Origin of the sequence: Steroidobacter agaridevorans, from assembly GCF_009932555.1 — a bacterium.
GTDB classification, from domain to species: Bacteria; Pseudomonadota; Gammaproteobacteria; order Steroidobacterales; family Steroidobacteraceae; genus Steroidobacter; species Steroidobacter agaridevorans.
On record NZ_BLJO01000009.1, the window covers coordinates 462,285 to 479,837 of the forward strand.

The following is a 17,553-nucleotide window of genomic DNA, read 5'->3' on the forward strand; positions in this document are numbered from 1 at the left end:
CGACGAGCCGCTCTAGCCGACCTCGGCTTCGCTGGGCGCGTCGATCTCTTCCAGCCGCTTCATGATGGACTCGCACAGCTCTTGGGTGCCCTGGTGCGCCAAGCCCGAGATCCGATACACCGGCCCCTTCCAGCGCAGCCGGCGCACGATGTCCTTGCAGACCTTGTCGGCCTGATCCGCGGGCAACAGGTCGACCTTGTTCAGCACGAGCCAGCGCTCTTTCTCCGCCAGTTCCGCGCTGAACTTCTTCAATTCGGCGATGATCGCGCGGGCATCCTTCACCGGATCGGCGTCCGGGTCCGGCGGGCTCACATCGATGAGATGCAGCAGCACTCGGGTGCGCTGAAGGTGTTTCAGGAACTGGATTCCGAGCCCCGCCCCTTCCGCCGCGCCTTCGATCAGACCCGGTATGTCCGCCATGACGAAGCTGCGATGGACGCCGACGCGGACCACGCCGAGATTCGGATGCAGCGTCGTGAACGGATAGTCGGCAACCTTCGGCTTCGCCGCCGAAACCGCACGAATCAGCGTCGATTTGCCCGCATTCGGCAAGCCAAGCAAGCCGATGTCGGCCATGACCTTGAGCTCGAGCCGGAGGTCGCGCTTCTCGCCGGGCAGACCCGGCATGGCCTTGCGAGGCGTGCGATTGGTGCTGGTCTTGAAGCGGGTGTTGCCCCAGCCGCCCTTGCCACCTTTGCCGACCAGCAGGCGCTGGCCCGCCTCGGTGATGTCGCCCAACTGCTCTTCCGTGTCCACATCTATAACGACGGTGCCGATGGGCACCTCGACGACGAGATCGGTGCCACTGGCGCCTGTGCAGTCATTGCCAGAGCCTGCGGTGCCGTGCGGCGCGCGGAAGGCACGGTTGTAGCGGAAGTCGGCCAGCGTGTTGATGCCCGCCTTGCCGACGAGATAGATGTCCGCGCCCTTGCCGCCATCGCCGCCGTCGGGGCCGCCGAACGGAATGAACTTCTCGCGACGAAAGCTCGCGCAGCCGCGCCCGCCGTTACCGGCTTGAACCTTGATCGTGGCTTCGTCGACGAAACGCATGTTGCTAGTTTGGGTGCGCGGCGGGCTTAAAAAAAGAGCCCCGGCGCAGGCCGGGGCTCCTTCGATCTTGCGAAAGCGGCCGCGCTTACTCGGCGACGACGCTCACGAACGTCTTCTGCTCGACGCCGCGCTTGCGGAACAACACGCGACCTTCAGTCTTCGCAAACAGCGTGTAGTCCGTGCCGACGCCGACGCCGTCGCCGGCGCGATAAACCGTGCCCCGCTGACGGACGATGATGTTACCGGCGAGCACGTGCTCACCGCCAAACTTCTTGATGCCGAGTCGTTTGGACTCTGAATCGCGGCCGTTCTTGGTACTGCCGCCTGCCTTTTTATGTGCCATGGCGTGTGCTCTCCGAAATCAAATAAAGGGGTTAGCCGCCGACGATGCCCGTCACCTTCACTTCCGTGAACGGCTGACGGTGCGTGCCCTGGCGCAGGTAATGCTTGCGGCGACGGAATTTGACGATGACTTTCTTATCGCCCTTGCCGTGGCTCTGCACGGTGCCGGTCACCTTGCCGCCGCTCAGGAACGGCGCGCCGATCTTGACCTGATCGCCCGAACCGACCAGCAGCACCTTGTCGAACTCGACATCGGCGCCGGCCTCGGCGTCGAGCTTCTCGACGCGCACGACCTGGCCTTCGCTGACGCGATACTGCTTACCACCCGTGGAAATGACGGCGTACATGTTTGACCCAAGCTCCGGGGACCGGGAAGACCCCGGCTGAAAAGGGCGTGAAGTGTACGGAGCGGACGGGTTCTAAGCAACAGCCGAGGCCGCATCCAGGCCAAAAACTGCTGCGAAATGCCCTTCCGATGGCTTTCCCGTCGGCATTCGCCTCATGTTCGCGGCGGCGAGCGCATGCGCGGCCTCGCACTTTACCGGCGAGTTTCATGCTTTTCACGACCTCATGAAGGCGCTGAAGCGAACTAAGTCTGTGACATGCGACAGCTTGCGCCCCCGATCGGCTACCATTCGCGCGTCGGCTATTTCCCCTTGGAATCCATGAGCTTCGAGTCCGTCAAAGCGCTGGTCGAAGACGACCTGCGACAGGTCGATGCGGTCATCCGCAATCGCCTCGCCAGCGATGTAGTCCTGGTCAACCAGATCGCCGAGTACATCGTCGGCAGCGGCGGCAAACGCCTGCGACCCTTGCTGGTCGTGGTCGTCGCCCGTGCCTGCGGCTATCGAGGTGCACAGCACTCCGAAGCCGCGGCCATCATCGAATTCATTCATACCGCCACCCTGCTCCACGACGACGTGGTCGACGGCTCCAAACTGCGCCGCGGCCGCGACACCGCCAATGAAGTGTGGGGCAACGAGGCGAGCGTGCTGGTGGGCGATTACGTCTACTCGCGCTCCTTCGAAATGATGGTGTCCCTGGAAAGCATGAAGATCATGGCCGTGATGGCCAGCGCCACCAACAAAATCGCCGAGGGCGAGGTGCTGCAGCTCCTGAACGCCAACGACCCGGACACCACCGAGGAGCGGTATTTCGAGGTGATCTATCGGAAGACCGCCAAGCTCTTCGAAGCCGGCGCGCAGATCGCCGCGCTTCTGGCTGGGGCTTCGCCCGCTGTTGAAGCCGCGATGGCGGCCTACGGCCGCCACCTCGGCACGGCCTTCCAACTGGTCGATGACGTACTGGATTACCAGTCAAACAGCGCGGAGCTCGGCAAAAACCTGGGCGACGACCTGGCCGAAGGCAAGCCCACCCTTCCTCTTATATATGCGCTCCGCACCGGAACCGAGGAGCAGCGGGTTTTGATCCGACGCAGTATCGAGGAGGGCAGCATCGATCGCCTCGCCGATATCACCGCCGCAATTGAATCTACTGGAGGCCTTGCGTACACTGCGCGGCTCGCGCGGCGGGAGGCCGCCCTCGCCATCGAGGCAATCGCCGTATTGCCCGACTCGGCGTATAAGCAAGCCTTGCGCGAACTCGCTGATTTCGCGGTGGAACGGACGCATTAGATGGCGTTCGTGCGGGTAAGTCAGGACGGACTTACTTAGATTATTGAGGCCGCGTATTTCGGATTTCGGGGTGTAGCTCAGCCTGGTAGAGCGCTACGTTCGGGACGTATAGGTCGCAGGTTCAAATCCTGTCACCCCGACCATTCAGAACATTCAAGTTTCTTCTCTGATTGACGCTGGGGTTCCGGCGTAACTCTGCTCGGGGTCCGAGTGGGGTGTTTGCGCTTTCACCTCCTGGTGCGCAAGAAATCGCTTAATGGCGGTGGCGCACTCAGCTGGCCGACTCTGAAGCAGCAAATGCGGGCCGTCGATCTGTTGCACCGTAGCTCGCGGAAGCGCCTGCGTGAGCTGTCGGCTCAGGCGGTCGCTCACGATCCGGTCTCGGGTGGCCTGCAGATACAGCACGGGCGCCGTGATCCGGGGAAGCAGCGCTGTCACGTCGATTCCTGATAGCACCCGTAATCGGTTCCGAATCGTTGCTGCAGACAGGGAACGAACGACAGATGCCGCTCGATCAACAAGGGCGTCGTCACCTTCGCCATTCAGGCAAAAGCCTCGCAACAATGGCTTCTGCATCCGAGTCGGAGTGAACAGGAATGTCGGCATGTACCTCGCCGCGTGCGTTAGCGTTCGAAAGGGACTCACCGCGAATGTAGCGCAGAGCACCGCGCATTTGATGCGAGCTGGATATCTCGCAAAGAGCGATAGCGCGACCGGCCCGGAGAATGACTCCGCTACCAGAACTGCATTCTCGTGCGGCAGGATCCTGGCAACACTGTCTATGTACTCATCGAGTGACCGCTCGGCATCGTACCGGACCGTCGCGGAAGCTACGTCTTCGCCAAGAGCCGCTCGCAGGGGCCAGAATAGCTCGCCTGTTCCGTCGAATCCGGGCAGAAGCACTAGCTGCAAGCTGTTGCTCATTGAAGCATTCGTGGCCTCTCTTGCTCCTCATCTTATCGTTTGTTGTACCCCTCCAGCACATCGATAATTCGGACGACAAAGCGCTGCTGCGTTTTGGATAGCGCCTGGAGGCGCTCCGCGTGGCGCATCGCTCTCGGTGAGAGCCGGCGCTTCCTGACTGGCGGCTCCGGAGCGAAGCCGAGGAACTGGTCGATGTTGAGACGGAACAGCCTCGCGAGCCGTTCGAGAATGAGGACCGAAATCCGCCTGTCGCCGATCTCGTAAGCAAACACTGCCTGTTGAGAAACGCCGAGCGCGCGAGCCAGCTCCGCTTGCGTCATACCTCGTGACTTTCGCAGCTGCGTAACACGCTTCCCGAGCGCGGCGAAGTAGGCACGACTTTCTCTTTTGATCTGCGGCGACTTCGGCGATGCGGGTTGCGTGTCGCTCACGTGCGCGCCCTGCCTGCTCTACTTCGAACTTCCGGAGTCAGCGTCGCCCGGTGCCTTGTTTGGTGGCGGGCTGAACTCGCCGGCCTTGAAGCGCCTGACGATCTTCTCGAGCGCATCAACCGATTCTTCAATCAGTCTCGCGATGACCTTCGCCACGTCGGCGTGCATCGTTCCGTCATCGTCGTCGGAGTACAGCAAGACGTCGTATAGAACCCTGGCCATTCCCTGAACCTGCATTAGGTTCACGCGCTCCGCTTCGATGAGTTCTTCGAGAGAGCTGCCGGCGGGAAGTGCTTCGTATGTTTCCTTCTCCGCCATGAGTTGTTTACCTCTTGCGGAGCGGTGAGCTGCACAACCGCTCGATGGCTTCTGCGCCACCGATTAGTCGTTCGTGGAGGGCCGCCTGCCCTTCGTGACATTGCTGAGCGGCGTCGCGAAGGCCGTCAGCGACGAAGAGCGCTTCGGTGACGTCGTCGTTCGCTTCGCCAGCGTTTGAGCTTCCGAAGAACTTACTGCGAGTGATGAGGATCGCGTGTATCAGGAGGCGGGTGCGCCGGAGCGATGCCACGTCACCCTGCGATCGACACCACGCCTCGGTCTGCCGCACGCTGGCGAGCAGCGTGTTAAGGCCCATGCTGAGGACGACCATGTCTTCGCGGCTGGCGCGGGTCATGGCTCGTACCTCGCGCGCGATACGCCGGGGCGTGAACTGAGCCGGTCTGAACGATTCTTAGAAGAGACCGGCGAGTATTTGCGAACGCATTCTCGCCGCCGGTTCATGGCCGCGCCCTACCCGACGAAGCTCGGTGGAGCACGGCAAAGCCGTTTGTTCTGTGAGATACGTGCGCACATCCCCGCGCAAGCGCCGGGTGCGCCATAATGCAGGAAGCCATAACTGCCTCGCGTAAGGCGTTGTGGTTAGGTCCTCGTCGGTGTTGGTAGCACCGGCGGGGGCCGCCCTCGGGCGGATCACTGGCCGCAGGACTGACACTATTCCGATATCGAGTTGGAAGTCCAGACAATCAGAGCGGAACAGCAGCTGGGTCGCCGCACCTAAGGCTTCACATGCGCGTACATCCAATGCTGCCGCTGTCACCCGCCGCACGTTCTGACCGGATGACGCTTCAGCGGCTCTGAATTTCCTAGGGAAGCGCTAGTGATGGTCGGTAAGAACCGTCGCGTGCGCCCTCGAAGTCAAATTCGTAAAGCGTAAGGGGCGCCAACAATGGGCAGTGCTGGCCGAGGTACAAGGTGAATCCGTTCGGTGCCGCGACGAACAGATGGACGCGGCTTTGTGTTTCAGGCTGCGACTCGCGCTGCGCCTTGACTCGACGCGCAAGTGCCTCCGCCAACTGATATGCATGGTGTCCTGAGGCCACGGCGCTGGACGAGGCCCCCCCGACGGGCTTGAACGTAAGCAGGGTACGCGGAGGCAGTGGCAGTGCGCTCAAATACGCCCGAACCTTCGGTTCAACATCATGCGTGAGGGACACAGCGATAGCCATGTCGGCTCCGGCGCTTGCGAACTCGTATTCCGCGACCTCCCACGATGGTCTGATCACATCCGATTCGTCGTCGGGTGACCACAACCGTCGCGAGGGCGTTCGCTGCTCAATCTCCAGGACTCTGCCGCTCTTGCGATTGAGGACGGCCCCTGTCGCAAATGCCAGCGTGGTATGCGCGTCAATCGCGAGACGAATACGGTCATGTGATCGCGCAGCTCGCAACAGAAAAGTCTGCAACGTCGGCAGAAGCGTCGCATTCCAGGTCGCGCCCTCTCGAATGAATCGGTTGTCAAACTCCGCAACCAGATCTAGGACTTCCGTACACCGATCCTCAAGACGATCGATCGGATGCTCGAACGACTTGATTCCAAATGCGACGCTGCGATCGCCCTTCCCCTCGAACAATCCATCCTGTACGCACGCTTTGCGAAAGAGCTTTCGATCGAAGACGTTGCGACCTTGGGCTGCCCACTGGCGCACGATATCGTCATAGAGCACTGCGCTACTCTCTGCAGGCACGCGCCTTAGGCCAAACGCCCTGCACGTCACATCGAGACGTTCTCTCATGTCATCCAGCGATTCGCCGAAATACGAGAAACCAAGTGCTGCGGCAAGTCGGCGCAGTTCGATCTCGTCGAGTTGCAGATGTTCGCGCCAGAGCTTACGGATCTGTGCTGTTGCGCTTCTCGCGGTTGTTCCTTCGAATAGCTCGTCAACCTTGAGAGTATGTGACCGACTCCGGATCAGTGACGACAGACGATCGTTAGGGTCTAGGCGCCAATTGGTCACGAACTTGAGCCTCAATGCACACTCGTCTGCTGTCGAGTGATCGAGGAGCGCCGCGTATGCACGCTGCAGAAGTGACTTGGTGCTCGCATTAATGAATTGGGGTTCGGTCAGGTCCTTGTGCGTATAAAGACCTGGAGAGACGTGCCACTTGCACTGAAAGAACTCTTTCGCGAGTGGTACCCCGTACTGGTCTTTGGGGCGATGCGACGGATCGTATTCGACCCAAAGATCGTCGAATCCGCGCGGGCCGCATTCAAAGCCAACGCGTTGTATTGGGCCTTCGTCGTCCAGTAGGTGTGCTGCCTTGAGCCAGAACAACCTCGCTTGGAAATCATCTCCATCGCGCCGTGCGCCGATAGCGTTCGCCATGACTTGCGTGCGCTCAGGAAAGTGGGAAAAGGGGGCCGAATAGCTGTCGCCAGGTCTTAAGAGCCTCGCCGCCTCTTCCTTGGCGCGCGTGATGGATGGCGAGACCTGCCTCACGAGCCGCGGTGGTCAATAGAATTTTGGCGCGATCGACGCGCTTCTGATCCATGGACGCACTGATCGGCGGCCCCAGCGCCGCAGGATCCGGCCACGTGTCGCCGATGCGATCGGCCAACGTCGCAAAGAAGCTTTGGATCTCCCGATCATATTGCCCGCCCCAACCGCAAAACAGGCATTGGAGTGCCATCACCTCGATCAGGAAGGACGGCTTAATCGGCTTCTCGCCGTGCTTCGGATTGTTATTCCAGTATTTGACCATTCTGACTAGTCCCTTCCACTCATTTCCGTACGCCTGATGTGCTTGCGTCGCCTTGTCCGCATGGATGTCAGGGTTCGTCTTGATCCACTTGCCCGTATCACCGTCTGGAATTTCGTAGTCGTTGCCACTATTGAAGGCGGGCACGACATCGACACTTAAGATCTGTTCGTTGGCGTTGTCCTCCGCATCGACGCTCACCCCGAAGTCGATATTGATGGAGCGACTTTGCTTGCGTACGGCCTTTTCCCCATATTTCTCGCTCAGCGCAGCCTTGTAGTTATCAAGCACCAGGCCGGCGGCCTTGCCACGGTAGTGCTTCTCGCTCTCCTTCATGACGAAGAAGATGTCGATGTCCTTGAGCGGCTTGGTCTTGGTGTATCGAGCATATGAGCCAGTGAGGAAGTCCCGGTCAATCGCGTACCTGGTGCGAACGTACTCGCGCACTTCGTTGTGCCGCTTGGTTGCGTTCTTCTGCTCACCGTTCGTGAGTTCGAGCCGGCTCTTGAACTTTCGGAAGGCTTCGTCGATCGTGAGCATCAGTGCTTTCTCCAGTAGCTTGTGTTGGCGCCGAGTCCATTGTGCTCGATGGTTGTGCCGAGGCTTTGACGCACCATGCCGTCCGTGGATAGGTAGGACGTGTTCGACCAACCAGCAACCTCGGGTTCTCCCGGCTTGTTCTGCACGAGTACGCGATACTGAGCCTGTGCGGGCAGAAGACCGGATTTCTTGATGGCGTACCTGAGTTGATCTGTGTCGGTCCAAAAGGTCCCAGCATTGAGATCCCACTGGTACGAGACGCTAACATCCCAGCGGGTAATGAGCTTGTTCGTGGACGGCTCATAAATCTCCAAGGTCACACTCCGCAAGTGCTGCGACTCAATCCAACGGCTTATCCCGCGCAGTAAGACCTCCCAGTCGCCTATCAACTTCTGTGGATCAAGTCCACTTAGCCGGATGATGTCCTTGAGGCTCTTCAGGATGTTGTCGGCAACGTACGTGACCGAATGCGTATAAGAATAGACGGCGACGGTGCTCATGAGCGGAGAAATGCCTCGGTGTCGATGGCCAGGTCTTGATCTTTCACGAAGGATTTTTCATCCGACGTCGCGGCATTCACTGGTTGGGTGGCGTCTCTAGCCGTGATGCGCGATGATTTCGTCTTGAGCGCACGCTGCACCCAGGACAGGTCGTCGGCGGGACATGGCAAAGAGATCGTCCAGTTTCCGGAAAGCGGGTCATATCCCAGAGCGTCTTCCCGGGCGTCATGGCCGGCAATCGCGTCCTCGTCGTAGGAACAATAGATGCGCGTGCGCGGGCCGTCGCAGATCACGACGATCGCAGCGTCCTTCGGACTGCGCTCGGCGATCAACGCACTCGCGACTCCTGCGACCGAGAGCAGTTCATCGCGCTCCGCTCCCGCCTTTCCTCGAGTGAGTAACTCGATTATCGCGGTCCATGTTTGTGTTGTGTCGCGGTATGGTGAGCTACGGATGACCCGGCTTGCGACTGTGGCGCTCATGATGACCTCCGCACTGATCTGGCGGCCTTGGCCGCTCGTGCCGCCTCAAGCAAATCGGACATTGTCAATTCCTCTGGGCGCAGTGCCACCTGCTTGCGTACCGTCAACGCATTCGCGACCACCTTTCGGATTGTCCGCCCGTCGAGGCCGACGAGCTCACTGACCACCTTGGAGAACCCCTCGCTCGCTGGTAAGCGCCTGATGGGTGCAAATGTGGCCGCCAATCCCTCAAGACATGAGGCGAGGATCTGCTCGCATGCCGCTTTGTTGGGCAATGGGATCTCTAGCACGAGATCACAACGTGAGGTGAACGCCGAATCCACCGCTTGTGGAAAATTGCTCGTGGCGACAAACAGCAAGTTGGCATGCTGCTCAGCCAGTGCGTCGAGTTGCACGAGGACAGCATCGGTTGCTCGATGGACGTCGATGGGATTGGCTTCCAGGCTCAGCTTCGCTCGATCCGCGGCGAGCGTCTCGACTTCGTCCAGCAGAACGATGGTGTAGCCGCCGGCCATTGCCGATTCGGCGATCGACTGTGAAAAAAGATCGGATACTGCCTTCTGCGTCTTCCCCATCATGGAGCTGCCAAGGGCGTGCGCGTCCACCTCGAGCAATGTGAAACGAGAGCCCTTGAACGATTCAGCTGTTCGCTGCGCCAATCCCCTCGCGAGCGAAGTCTTGCCTGTGCCCGGGGGACCGACCAGAAGGATCGCGCCGTGCAACGGCAAGACCGTGCGGGCGACCTTCGGTCGGACTGTGAAGTTTACGACGGCCTGGGACAGCAACTGGTCCTTGATCGCCGGGTCCAGGACGATCGAGTCCCAGAGTTCAGCGAGCTCCGGGGCAGGCAATTTTCGTGATTGGTGGATGCCTTTGGCTTGGGCGGCGTCTTCAGATTTCACATAATTCCTTTATTGATAACTCAGTCACACTTTCCGGCTCTCAGACCGAATTACGCTCAAGCGTGAAAGCAGCGAAATCACGCTTCGGCGTATATGCTGGTGTCCAAGAAGAACAGCCCCGACGGGATTTGGGTGGGCAGAAGAAAATGGCGGGATTGATCGACATGAGGGAACAGTCCGATGAGGATCTGTTCGTATATATGTCGTTCATCGACAACGCATCGGACCGGCCGGTTGCGGAGGCAGCCTTCGCCGAAGTTCATCGTCGCTACGCCGCCGAACTCTACTCGCGCTGTCGCGATTTGTGTCGGCGGTTGGGTCAACCCACGAGCCTCGCTGAGGACCTGGTATCGCTGACGCTAACCCGTGCACTCGACCGGGCAGAGACCTACCGCGGACCAGGAACGTCAGCGCGGACCATGGCGTGGCTGTGCAAGATTGCTCGCAATGCACTCATTGACGCCCATCGGAACCCACATCGACCGAGCAGCATTGGTAGCGGGTCAGACTCCGATCTGGGGGCTGAGATCTATTCAGCTCAAGACTTTGCTTCGTTGTATCACCAGTTCGAAAGTCCACTTGCGACAAGGGAGCATTGGACGCGTGTGGCTGCGGCCTTCCAAGAACTCGATGAGAGGTGCCAGCGAGTGCTGCTGGAGACATTGCTGCAGCGGTCGAAATCACCCGGCCAGTCCTACATGTATCGCGGAACCGCTGCCCTGCTTGCTGAACGACTGGGAATCACGCCCGAGAATCTGCGCCGCATCCGCTACAAAGGGATGAAGGCGATTAGTGAGAAACTGCAGCAATGCATGCCTTCGAAAGGAGCTAAACATGGCACAGCTAGATAAGCTCCGAAACCAGTTAGAAGCGATTCATTTAGCCTTCGAAAAGCTTGAGCAGGCGTTGGAACACTCCGGCTTGCTGTTGCCAACGACGGAGGAAATGGTTGTCGCGTCTCGAGCATACGTCGAGCTAGAAGAGTTGCCGGAGCAACTTAGAGATCCAGCCGAGCTGTTAAAGCGTGGTCGTCGCGTAGAGAAGGAAGGCTTGTCGTTGATGCCAGGAACGTCGAGTCAACAAGATTCGCATGTTGATGGCGAGTTTGCACTTGCGGCGCGCAACGGTGGAAAGCTCAATGATGTTCTGCTTGCGCGGATGCACGCAGACCGCGCGGCGATACAGAAGAGACGTTCCTGATGACATCGCGTTGCGACGAAATTGAAGAATTGGCGGGATTCGTCGCGGACTCTTATTTTCCGAACGACAAAATCGATCCATACAAGTTGGCGGAGGCGAACGGGATCAGCTACAACTTCGGTCACTACGAAGACGCCTTCGACGGGCTACTCGAGTATCGGGACCACGCATTTCACATCTATGGAAATGCTGATCGGATACGGGACGAATCATACCCCCGAGCGCGCTTCACCTTTGCCCACGAGTTGGGTCATTACTATATCGATGAGCATCGTCTTTCCCTTGAGAGTGGATCGGCGGCGGTCGCCTGTCTGACTGATTTTCAATCAGACATGTCGGTCGAGCGAGAGGCGGATCACTTCGCTTCCTACCTGCTGATGCCGAACCAACGATTCTTGAGCTACGCGCGAACGTGCTCCAAGGGCTCTGCTGCGATTCGCACCCTAGCGGATGCCTTCGGAACCTCGCTCTCAAGCACCGCAATTCGATACGCACGCAGCAATGTCTCGCCGGTGATTGTGATGTGCTGGACATCAGCGCTTAGGCGGTGGTGCTGGTCTTCCCGAGACTTCTACGATCTGACAAATAACTGGGCATTCAAGGATCCATCTCGGCTGCCCCGCGATGCAGAGACGGTGCGACTCCTGGGTGACCCAACTCTTACTGCAAAGCCTCGCGGAACGACTCTGAGCACGTGGTTCCCGAGAGTCAGGCGAGGAAGTCTGCAGGACTTCATCATGATTGAAGATGTATTGAGTCTCGGCGCTTATGGAGTGATCACGCTTCTCTATTCCGAGCGATAACGGATGATTTTTCGTAGCACCAACGCAAAGTTCAGCGACCGGCATCTCTGTGCGGCAGATTGATGCTGCACTATCACGTGTATCGTGGGGTCCCAAGCAGACTGGAAACTCTAACGCGCCGTCCCAGTCCAGCCTCTTCTGCAGTTGATCGGATAGCTTCGATTTGCTTGTCGCCCAACAGCGGACCCCAGTATATGCGGTCAATAAGAGCATCGAGGTTGAAAGCCACGTCGATGCCCAGCTCTGGAACTTGCACGCCAAACTCTTCAGCCATGCGGACTGAGATCGCGAGCCGAAACTCCTTCCCAAGAGAAGGCCATGTGCTTGTACCAGAAGCGATCCATCATGCTTACCCGCAAGCGCTCCTTCAGAAGGTCAACATAGTTGACATTGCCAGCCCACAGATCCTCTGTTCCATAGCTTGGGTGGAGCCGAAAAGGCTTAGCGGCAGCCTGAATTCGCTCGGCATTGGTCCGTATGGCAATGCCCTTATGTGAGCCGGCATAGAGGTGCCACATCGCGTCGCTTTCGCATGTAGCGCGGTGCCAGCGACTAATCTCAGTAAGGCGCTTGAGCTGCTCGAATGCGCGCTCTGCCCCGTCTAGCTACACATATCGCGGATCAACGGGAAAGCCCGGGGGAAGTACTGCGACGGCGCCCTCGAAGCGGTCGTTGAACTGGCGGGCGGACGCGAAGTGCGGGCAACCCGTCTGCATGAGGGCCGCAAAACGTTCAGGCTTGAAGTAGCGCCACAGGGGCTCAGCCATATCGAGCGCCCGATTATCAATGATACGCACGCGTGCTTCGCTCCTACCCATCGATATGGGCGACTGGTCGCAGCAATATATCAATTCGAAAGTGTACTCGAGATGCAATTCCACAATTCTCGGGTGTTCATTAGGCCAAAATCGGTGACCTGTCCGATGCGCTTTCAGTAACGAGCCTTACGTCGTGCAAGCATGTGTACCCGGCAACCTCGATCAGGATGGCCGCTTTGAGCCAGGCGTGTGAAACATCGGTCGAGCAGACCACGACCACGAACACTGCTGTAACTCCCGTCATTTCAGAAGTTTGGGTTTGCGCCTTGCGGTATCGCAATGTATCAGCGAACGAGGGGCATATCTTTGTTACGCGCACGAGCCAGTTCCACCAGCTCATGTGCCAACCTCTCCTTTTCGGTGCGCGGAGCCGGCATTTGGCTGACGAATCTTGCAACATCATTGGCAAGTTGGTGCCGTCCCTCGACGAGCAGAACATCCCGCACAGCTTTCCATCCGCGCACGACTTCCATTCTGGTTTTATGGAGCCGAGCGGCGCCGGATCTATTTAGAGACGCCGCTTTCAGTTCAAGCGCGACATCGCTCACCCGGGCGACCATGTGCGACGACTCTCCCCTCTGAGCTGCCCTAAAAATCGGGTCCAACTTCGGTGCACGACTTTGCCCGCGAACGGCGCGCTCCGAGGCGTTCGCCTCAACGCCATGCGCCCGAAGCTGACGTGCAAACTCCTGCCGCCAATGCCGCAGAGTCGCCTTGCGAATATTGAGCCGCACGCCATCTTCGCTGAGAGCCTTCACCACCACATGCACATGCGGGTGCGGCTCATCCGTGTGCAGCACCATGGCGTATCGGTGCTTGAGCCCGAATTCCTCGCGCGCGAAGTCGCGAACAGCCGCCAGTACCTTCTGCGGCGGCGTGCCGGCCGGCATGGAGAAGATCAGCCTGTGGACGAGCTTCGGCGGCTTTCGCCGATTAGTCGCGAACAGGTCGAGCCGCTTGCGATCTTCATCCAGATCCAAGTCCCAATCGTCGACGAGCTGCCGCCCTACTCCCCGGCCGGTCAAGCGCTGGCCGTCGTCGGTCTCGATCTCCAACTCGCCGCGCCTGCCGATGTAGCTAAAATGTGCATTGACGCCTCGGCCAGTGGTCGAACCGCCACCGCCCGTCACCTTGACCACTACTTCAGGCGCTCGCGAGACCGTCCGGTGGATCTGCGCGATCTGAGCCGGGGTCAGGGAAAGCCGATTTTCGGGACCTGCACGGCCGTAGCTGATGATGTCGAGGATCGGTCGACCTGTCTCAAGTCTGATCGTTCGCATAACCTGCTTCCCAACTCCTGGCATTGGCTTTGATCAGCTCCTTGGTATGAGCGCGCATCCCTTCGCATACCTTTAGCATCATTTGCAGAACATCCCCGCCGGGTGCGACCGAGCCCGGTCTCTGGTGCGCCAGACGAGCCAGCTGGTTGAGGTTTCTACCGATCGCACTGAGCTCGGCGACAGAGCGCTTTAGCTCCATCAGCTCCGCCTTGGGAAGCGGCGACAGCGTCCGCAGATGGGCGCGCACCAGGACGGAGACGTACGTGGCCGCCGGCATCTGCCGAGCTGCCGCCCTTTCCGCCAGCAACAAATGATCGTCCGGGTGCAGTCGGACACACAGCCGAGCGCCTCGCAGGCGTCGCTCTGGCGACTTCAGAACATCGGCATCGTTCACGCCGCCGGTGTGTACGGCCATATCGACGAGCCGTTTCAGCAACGCCGACTCGGTCATCTGCTGCTGTTCCGCGAGGCTGCGGAACCGCGCTTTCGTCTCCGCAGAGACGCGAGCAGCGATGAGGTGCGTGGTGCCCATGGACCAGAGTGTTAAACAAAAGCAGCCGCAGGCCAATCCTGCAATTAGCCGCTTTTTTGATCGAAACTCAAACATTCGCAGTCGCTGATTCCAGCGGAGTGCGTGGCAGTTCGAGGAGGAAGAGTTCGACCGTTGGCGATATTTGCTAATTTTTTCGAGGCCGGTGATCTTTGGCCTCGAGCGCGTGTGTTTTATGGTGAGACTGAGATTCGGTGCGCATGAGTTCTGGAATATATCGCCGGGTGTGCTCCGCCGTTTGTCGGCGTACTGTCTTCATCGAAATGCAGACGACGCGACGCCTGTGTAACGATCACCCAGAGCGCTCCTCTCGATCTTGGCTCACCACCCCGTCGGACGCCTGGCATCACGGGCCATACGAGGGGCCGCTTGCGCGAGGAAGAGACCCTGCCCAGTCACCAATACAGCAGCGGGACTCGTTCTCGCATCGTGGCCGACGGGCCCCGTCCAGGCGATGCCCATCTCTACGGGGCCAGTTGTGGGCTGGGCGGCGGGCAGGAAGCTGTCCGCAGGCGGCTCTGGGTCGCTTTCCTACAAGCTCATCCGATCACCGTTCTTATTCGTCCCGACATCGGGAGACTATCGAAGCAGCGCGCGAGACGACTCGCCTGTAGCGCGCAATCTGGTCTGCCGGCAGTGACGTGGATGGTGAAGACGACGCCACATAGAAACGGTCGCGCGACAAATTGCGACGCCACGCGACCGTTGGGATTGCCACCCATCCGTCACGAGCCGTACTCCGCGCGTGCACGTTCGATGAATCGAGCGACGCCCTCCTGGCCCTGCCCGCGCAGCCACCGGATGAAGCCATCCACCTCGAGCGGTGGCAGTTCCCGGTTGTCGCGCCCAGGCGCCGCCGTCACTCCTTGCGAAGGAGACAACCTACGTTGCACTTTCGCAAGCCGCTCGCGGGCTACGCGACAGTAATCGGACTCCAGCTCCACGCCAAGGTAACGCCGGCCATTCAACGCAGCGGCTACCAGGGTGCTACCGGAGCCAGCGAAGGGATCGAGGACGAGTTGCCCAGGCTGCGAGAACGCTTTGATAAGCGGCGTCAGAATCTTCACCGCCTTCTGAGTCGGATGATCCTGATTGCCCGAGTACACCCAGGGCTGAACGTCATCGATCGGCTGCTCCGGCATCTTCGGTGATCCCTTCGCCAGCACATACGCCTGTTCGTGGCGGTAATGGAGATAACGTGTGCGCGACGCGTAGTCCTTGGCCCAAACGATGTGACCGATCGGCCGGAACCCAGCGCGGCGCCAGGCTCGGAAGAATGCATCCACTTGGCCCCAACCGTAGAAGGAGATGCAGATGCTGTTGGGCTTCAGAACCCGGTACAAATCTGTAAAGGCACCCAGAATGCGATTCGGATCATCGTCGTTCGCAATCGTCCGACCTTTGCTGTCTTGATAGCTGACGCCGTACGGCGGATCGGTTACCACGAGATCGACGAACGAATCCGGCAACCGCCGCAGTACGCGAGTGCAATCACCCTGAAGAACTTCGTTGACCGGGAACATGATGGCATCTCCATTGGCATCGGCGGGTTTGCCGATGCGCTCTCCCGATCACGGCGCGCGGAGCGGTCAAGCGAAGCCTGGCGGGACGTCGAATAAATGGAGGGGTGCGACGAGAGTCGCTGGTAGAAGTTAGAAGTTATAACTTAGGAGGTGATGTTACTTCTTCAGTGGCGTGAAGCCACGATGATGATTGTCAGCCAACTTGCTCGGAGAGAACAAGCTGAGCTGACCGGATGTTCAGTCATCCGTAGCCTATGGGCTGTGGCGGAGTCCGAGAGGAACCGTCTAAAGCGCCCTGACAATGGACCCTCGCGTTAGCGACAGAATCGATCCGTGAGGATCGTTTCTGGAGTCTGCCAGCTACACGGCGGACAAGGGACTAGGCTCGGTGGTCGGGTGAACGTAAGTGAACTGCTGTTACAACTATCGTCATTATTGACAGGCGAAAGTAGCTGTATGCGCCTGAGCCAAAATGGCACGCGGTCGGATGACCTGATCCCTCACCGGGTCACACTGACGCAGTACCGCCGGTAGACAAGCAGCACCCACCCCACCGCGTCATCGTCGTGGAACTCGGTAAACCCGTTGTCTTCCCCTGCGGATGGGCCGCCGGGGTCTGCGAGCTGCAAAGCGCGTGACGGGATAGCGGGCAAAGGATCGCGGAGAAAGCAAACGCCGGGCTGTAACGGTCCGGATAGGAGACAACGTGCTCCACCCGAAAGGGGGCTGACTTCCGTGTGGTGTGGTGGAGCGAGAACGTATGCCGAATCATCTCGATAGGAGGTCAGCAAGTATGCGATCCGTGATAGCGGATTCTGCGACCGCCCGCAGCGTGAACAACTGGACCCAAATCGATTGGCCCATCGTACACGATCGCGTGAGAAGACTGCAGACTCGTATCGCTCAGGCAACTCGTGATCAGGACTGGCGCCGGGTGAAATCCCTGCAACGGTTCCTGGTCAACTCGTTCTCGGCCAAGACATTGGCCGTGAAACGAGTATCGGAAAGCGATGGCAAGCGAACACCGGGTGTGGACGGCGAGACTTGGACCACCCCGGAAGCCAAATGGCAAGCCATCCAGCGGTTGGGCAGCCGCGGTCTTCGACCGCAGCCTCTGCGCCGGGTGTACATCCCCAAGCGCGGGAGCACAAAGATGCGCCCACTGGGAATCCCCACCATGACGATTCGAGCCCAGCAAGCTTTGCATTTGCTGGGGCTGGAGCCGGTGGCAGAAACACGCGCCGACCCTCACTCCTACGGTTTCCGTCGGTATCGAGGGCCGCAGGACGCCATCGCGCGCGTGTTCAAACTGTTGGTGCAGAAAGGTTCAGCACCGTGGATTCTCGAAGGGGACATCAAAGGCTGCTTCGACAACTTCCGACACGGATGGTTGGAAAGTCGCATCCCGATGGATAGGAACGTTCTTCGGGACTGGCTCAAGGCTGGATATATGGAGTCTGGTGTTAGCGCCGGAGTAAAACTGACCCACCCCCGCCGAAGTAAAAGTGACCCACCTGGGCGAGGATGACGGCTTTTTG

Annotated in this window: 21 protein-coding genes and 1 tRNA gene; 6 read left to right on the forward strand and 16 right to left on the reverse strand. The window is 59.4% G+C overall.

Going from position 1 to position 17,553, the window contains the following annotated elements:
* Positions 1-12 precede the first annotated feature (12 nt).
* The 3 genes from cgtA to rplU all read right to left on the reverse strand — a co-directional run bounded on the left by cgtA (position 13) and on the right by rplU (position 1,739).
* A complete protein-coding gene (gene cgtA / locus GYH35_RS29890) occupies positions 13-1,050 on the reverse strand; it encodes an Obg family GTPase CgtA (protein ID WP_161830310.1) in 1,038 nt (345 codons plus the stop codon).
* Between the two features lie 85 nt (positions 1,051-1,135).
* A complete protein-coding gene (gene rpmA / locus GYH35_RS29895) occupies positions 1,136-1,393 on the reverse strand; it encodes a 50S ribosomal protein L27 (RefSeq protein ID WP_161816221.1) in 258 nt (85 codons plus the stop codon).
* Between the two features lie 31 nt (positions 1,394-1,424).
* Entirely contained in the window at positions 1,425-1,739 is a 315-nt protein-coding gene (gene rplU / locus GYH35_RS29900) for a 50S ribosomal protein L21 (protein WP_161816222.1), read from the reverse strand.
* 318 nt (positions 1,740-2,057) lie between these two features.
* Between rplU and ispB the strand changes: the two genes are divergently transcribed.
* Positions 2,058-3,026: an octaprenyl diphosphate synthase gene (ispB, locus tag GYH35_RS29905; RefSeq protein ID WP_161830343.1), complete on the forward strand. Its 969-nt coding sequence runs from the start codon at positions 2,058-2,060 to the stop codon at positions 3,024-3,026.
* A 66-nt stretch (positions 3,027-3,092) separates the two neighbouring features.
* Positions 3,093-3,169 (forward strand) — tRNA-Pro (locus GYH35_RS29910).
* 10 nt (positions 3,170-3,179) lie between these two features.
* Here the strand turns inward: GYH35_RS29910 and GYH35_RS35540 are convergent.
* From GYH35_RS35540 to GYH35_RS29955, 9 genes are all read right to left on the reverse strand, one after another.
* Positions 3,180-3,950 carry an alpha/beta fold hydrolase gene (locus GYH35_RS35540; RefSeq protein WP_161830311.1) on the reverse strand — a complete coding sequence of 257 codons (771 nt, stop codon included), beginning with the start codon at positions 3,948-3,950 and terminating at the stop codon, positions 3,180-3,182.
* A gap of 32 nt (positions 3,951-3,982) precedes the next feature.
* Complete coding sequence (locus tag GYH35_RS29920; protein ID WP_161830312.1) at positions 3,983-4,381, reverse strand: helix-turn-helix domain-containing protein; 399 nt, start codon at positions 4,379-4,381, stop codon at positions 3,983-3,985.
* Positions 4,382-4,399: 18 nt separating this feature from the next.
* Positions 4,400-4,699 (reverse strand): hypothetical protein, encoded by a 300-nt coding sequence (locus tag GYH35_RS29925; protein WP_161830313.1) that lies wholly within the window; start codon positions 4,697-4,699, stop codon positions 4,400-4,402.
* Positions 4,700-4,706: 7 nt separating this feature from the next.
* Positions 4,707-5,054, reverse strand: coding sequence for a hypothetical protein (locus GYH35_RS29930; protein WP_161830314.1), 348 nt, complete (start codon positions 5,052-5,054; stop codon positions 4,707-4,709).
* Positions 5,055-5,523: 469 nt separating this feature from the next.
* Entirely contained in the window at positions 5,524-7,044 is a 1,521-nt protein-coding gene (locus GYH35_RS29935) for an SAVED domain-containing protein (RefSeq protein WP_161830315.1), read from the reverse strand.
* A 13-nt stretch (positions 7,045-7,057) separates the two neighbouring features.
* On the reverse strand, positions 7,058-7,957 hold the full coding sequence (locus GYH35_RS29940; RefSeq protein ID WP_161830316.1) for a CBASS oligonucleotide cyclase: 900 nt from the start codon (positions 7,955-7,957) through the stop codon (positions 7,058-7,060).
* Entirely contained in the window at positions 7,957-8,457 is a 501-nt protein-coding gene (locus tag GYH35_RS29945; RefSeq protein WP_161830317.1) for an HORMA domain containing protein, read from the reverse strand. The genes GYH35_RS29940 and GYH35_RS29945 overlap by 1 nt, the downstream gene beginning before the upstream one ends.
* A complete protein-coding gene (locus tag GYH35_RS29950; RefSeq protein ID WP_161830318.1) occupies positions 8,454-8,939 on the reverse strand; it encodes a hypothetical protein in 486 nt (161 codons plus the stop codon). The genes GYH35_RS29945 and GYH35_RS29950 overlap by 4 nt, the downstream gene beginning before the upstream one ends.
* Positions 8,936-9,841, reverse strand: a complete 906-nt coding sequence (locus GYH35_RS29955) for an AAA family ATPase (RefSeq protein ID WP_161830319.1) — start codon at positions 9,839-9,841, stop codon at positions 8,936-8,938. Before GYH35_RS29955 ends, GYH35_RS29950 begins: the two co-directional genes overlap by 4 nt.
* 62 nt (positions 9,842-9,903) lie before the next feature.
* Between GYH35_RS29955 and GYH35_RS29960 the strand changes: the two genes are divergently transcribed.
* Genes GYH35_RS29960 through GYH35_RS29970 form a run of 3 tightly spaced genes read left to right on the forward strand, consistent with a single transcriptional unit; the run spans position 9,904 to position 11,844 of the window.
* Positions 9,904-10,692, forward strand: a complete 789-nt coding sequence (locus GYH35_RS29960) for an RNA polymerase sigma factor (RefSeq protein ID WP_161830320.1) — start codon at positions 9,904-9,906, stop codon at positions 10,690-10,692.
* Positions 10,676-11,041: a hypothetical protein gene (locus GYH35_RS29965; RefSeq protein ID WP_161830321.1), complete on the forward strand. Its 366-nt coding sequence runs from the start codon at positions 10,676-10,678 to the stop codon at positions 11,039-11,041. Before GYH35_RS29960 ends, GYH35_RS29965 begins: the two co-directional genes overlap by 17 nt.
* Complete coding sequence (locus GYH35_RS29970) at positions 11,041-11,844, forward strand: ImmA/IrrE family metallo-endopeptidase (protein WP_161830322.1); 804 nt, start codon at positions 11,041-11,043, stop codon at positions 11,842-11,844. The genes GYH35_RS29965 and GYH35_RS29970 overlap by 1 nt, the downstream gene beginning before the upstream one ends.
* A gap of 266 nt (positions 11,845-12,110) precedes the next feature.
* Here the strand turns inward: GYH35_RS29970 and GYH35_RS35545 are convergent, their stop codons facing one another.
* The 4 genes from GYH35_RS35545 to GYH35_RS29985 form a co-directional block, all read right to left on the reverse strand.
* Positions 12,111-12,362: a DUF2971 domain-containing protein gene (locus GYH35_RS35545; protein WP_407700232.1), complete on the reverse strand. Its 252-nt coding sequence runs from the start codon at positions 12,360-12,362 to the stop codon at positions 12,111-12,113.
* Between the two features lie 584 nt (positions 12,363-12,946).
* Positions 12,947-13,942 (reverse strand): relaxase/mobilization nuclease domain-containing protein, encoded by a 996-nt coding sequence (locus GYH35_RS29975; RefSeq protein WP_161830323.1) that lies wholly within the window; start codon positions 13,940-13,942, stop codon positions 12,947-12,949.
* On the reverse strand, positions 13,923-14,474 hold the full coding sequence (locus GYH35_RS29980) for a plasmid mobilization relaxosome protein MobC (protein WP_161830324.1): 552 nt from the start codon (positions 14,472-14,474) through the stop codon (positions 13,923-13,925). The genes GYH35_RS29975 and GYH35_RS29980 overlap by 20 nt, the downstream gene beginning before the upstream one ends.
* Positions 14,475-15,217: 743 nt before the next feature.
* Positions 15,218-16,015, reverse strand: coding sequence for a DNA methyltransferase (locus GYH35_RS29985; protein WP_161830325.1), 798 nt, complete (start codon positions 16,013-16,015; stop codon positions 15,218-15,220).
* A 793-nt stretch (positions 16,016-16,808) separates the two neighbouring features.
* On the opposite strand from GYH35_RS29985, the gene GYH35_RS29990 reads away from it, so the two are divergent.
* Positions 16,809-17,543: a reverse transcriptase N-terminal domain-containing protein gene (locus GYH35_RS29990; RefSeq protein ID WP_161830326.1), complete on the forward strand. Its 735-nt coding sequence runs from the start codon at positions 16,809-16,811 to the stop codon at positions 17,541-17,543.
* Positions 17,544-17,553: the final 10 nt, after the last annotated feature.

Excerpts from the sequence above, each read along its gene's own strand:
- cgtA (WP_161830310.1), bottom strand. The coding sequence starts at position 1,050 with ATGCGTTTCGTCGACGAAGCCACGATCAAGGTTCAAGCCGGTAACGGC.
- rpmA (WP_161816221.1), bottom strand. The coding sequence starts at position 1,393 with ATGGCACATAAAAAGGCAGGCGGCAGTACCAAGAACGGCCGCGATTCA.
- rplU (WP_161816222.1), bottom strand. The coding sequence starts at position 1,739 with ATGTACGCCGTCATTTCCACGGGTGGTAAGCAGTATCGCGTCAGCGAA.
- ispB (WP_161830343.1), top strand. The coding sequence starts at position 2,058 with ATGAGCTTCGAGTCCGTCAAAGCGCTGGTCGAAGACGACCTGCGACAG.
- GYH35_RS35540 (WP_161830311.1), bottom strand. The coding sequence starts at position 3,950 with ATGAGCAACAGCTTGCAGCTAGTGCTTCTGCCCGGATTCGACGGAACA.
- GYH35_RS29925 (WP_161830313.1), bottom strand. The coding sequence starts at position 4,699 with ATGGCGGAGAAGGAAACATACGAAGCACTTCCCGCCGGCAGCTCTCTC.
- GYH35_RS29930 (WP_161830314.1), bottom strand. The coding sequence starts at position 5,054 with ATGACCCGCGCCAGCCGCGAAGACATGGTCGTCCTCAGCATGGGCCTT.
- GYH35_RS29935 (WP_161830315.1), bottom strand. The coding sequence starts at position 7,044 with ATGGCGAACGCTATCGGCGCACGGCGCGATGGAGATGATTTCCAAGCG.
- GYH35_RS29940 (WP_161830316.1), bottom strand. The coding sequence starts at position 7,957 with ATGCTCACGATCGACGAAGCCTTCCGAAAGTTCAAGAGCCGGCTCGAA.
- GYH35_RS29945 (WP_161830317.1), bottom strand. The coding sequence starts at position 8,457 with ATGAGCACCGTCGCCGTCTATTCTTATACGCATTCGGTCACGTACGTT.
- GYH35_RS29950 (WP_161830318.1), bottom strand. The coding sequence starts at position 8,939 with ATGAGCGCCACAGTCGCAAGCCGGGTCATCCGTAGCTCACCATACCGC.
- GYH35_RS29965 (WP_161830321.1), top strand. The coding sequence starts at position 10,676 with ATGGCACAGCTAGATAAGCTCCGAAACCAGTTAGAAGCGATTCATTTA.
- GYH35_RS29970 (WP_161830322.1), top strand. The coding sequence starts at position 11,041 with ATGACATCGCGTTGCGACGAAATTGAAGAATTGGCGGGATTCGTCGCG.
- GYH35_RS35545 (WP_407700232.1), bottom strand. The coding sequence starts at position 12,362 with ATGTGGCACCTCTATGCCGGCTCACATAAGGGCATTGCCATACGGACC.
- GYH35_RS29975 (WP_161830323.1), bottom strand. The coding sequence starts at position 13,942 with ATGCGAACGATCAGACTTGAGACAGGTCGACCGATCCTCGACATCATC.
- GYH35_RS29980 (WP_161830324.1), bottom strand. The coding sequence starts at position 14,474 with ATGGGCACCACGCACCTCATCGCTGCTCGCGTCTCTGCGGAGACGAAA.
- GYH35_RS29985 (WP_161830325.1), bottom strand. The coding sequence starts at position 16,015 with ATGTTCCCGGTCAACGAAGTTCTTCAGGGTGATTGCACTCGCGTACTG.
- GYH35_RS29990 (WP_161830326.1), top strand. The coding sequence starts at position 16,809 with ATGCGATCCGTGATAGCGGATTCTGCGACCGCCCGCAGCGTGAACAAC.